The sequence below is a fragment of the Mesorhizobium sp. BHbdii genome (assembly GCF_053848045.1).
This window is the reverse complement of the sequence record NZ_JBSPKX010000042.1, coordinates 1-829: the sequence shown is the minus strand read 5'-3', so window position 1 is coordinate 829 and position 829 is coordinate 1. Positions and strand designations below refer to the sequence as shown.

Genomic DNA, 829 nt, shown 5'->3' with positions numbered 1-829 from the left:
CAATTCGATCGTCGTGGCCGCATGTACGGTGGTGGTGGGACTCCTGGTGTGCGCGGCCGCAGCCTTCGCGCTGAGCGCCATGCAGTGGCGCGGCCGCGAGGTCGTCTTTGCCATCATCGTCTTCAGCTTTCTGGTCCCCGAGGAGGTCGTGGCTGTCCCGTTGTCGGCCATCTTCGCACGCGCCGGGCTGCAGAACACCTACATCGCACTGATCATACCCTTCATCGGTAACGGCATAGTGATCTTCCTACTGCGGCAGTTCTTCCTCGCCATACCGCGTTCGCTGATTGAAGCGGCTCAAATCGATGGAGCCGGCTGGCTAAGGATTTTCCTCGAAATTTTCCTGCCGCTTTCACGTCCTGCTCTCATCGGCGCCGGGCTTATCCTCTTCAATGGGCAATGGCAGGCCTATCTCTGGCCGCTTCTGGTCACGACGCGCGAGGACATGTTCCTCGCCCCGATCACCCTCGGCCTTATGGTGGGGGAAAACACCAGCGACTACGGCCAGATCTTCGCTGCATCGACCATTCTGAGCCTCATCCCTGCGCTCATCCTGCTGGGCTTCCAACGCTCCTTCACCGACTCGGTCGCGACGTCGGGCGTCAAAGAATAATCAGGAGGATTCTCATGACCATAAGGTGGCTTCATTCGCCCCCCCAAGTGAAGATGCAGATTGCTTTGCCGCAGTAGAGGAGATGCCAGTTGGCTCAGGTCACCCTCAGGAACATCATCAAGCGCTATGGAAGCGCTCAGGTCATTCATGGCGTGAATGTCGACATCGCCGATGGCGAATTCGTCATCCTGGTCGGCCCATCGGGGTGTGGCAAAT

General features: G+C 58.7%; 1 protein-coding gene and 1 pseudogene. Both read left to right on the top strand.

Features of this window, described 5'->3' with window-relative positions; translation table 11 throughout:
* A partial coding sequence (locus ACWTU8_RS31675; protein ID WP_455851232.1) for a carbohydrate ABC transporter permease occupies positions 1 to 613 on the top strand: 613 nt, incomplete at its 5' end.
* Positions 614 to 702: 89 nt separating this feature from the next.
* Positions 703 to 829, top strand: a pseudogene (locus tag ACWTU8_RS31670) (sugar ABC transporter ATP-binding protein); the annotation flags it as partial.